This is a genomic window from Methylococcus sp. S1M (genome assembly GCF_051295855.1).
Lineage (GTDB): Bacteria > Pseudomonadota > Gammaproteobacteria > Methylococcales > Methylococcaceae > Methylococcus > Methylococcus capsulatus.
The window spans coordinates 1-227 of record NZ_JBPDXO010000088.1 but is presented as its reverse complement, the minus strand read 5'-3'; the positions used below and the strand labels follow the sequence as shown (position 1 = coordinate 227).

1 protein-coding gene is annotated in these 227 nt (G+C 68.3%); it reads left to right on the top strand.

Features of this window, described 5'->3' with window-relative positions:
• Nucleotides 1–227 (top strand): hypothetical protein (locus tag ACSHWJ_RS16165; protein ID WP_432540152.1); only part of this gene is annotated, 227 nt, incomplete at both ends.

Genomic DNA, 227 nt, shown 5'->3' with positions numbered 1-227 from the left:
GTGAACGGCCAGAAACAGAAGCTCAAGCTGACGGCTTCGACGACCCTGACCGTGTCCAGCACCGGCGCGCCGGTCGGTAATTACGTGATCCGCCTGATTCAGGACGCCACCGGCGGCCGTGCTGTGACCTGGGCCGGCCTGTCCGGCTCCCGCTGGCTCGGCCGGGCCGCGGCGCCGGCCGTCAACACCACCGCGAACGGTGAATCGCTGCTGTCGATCTACTGGGA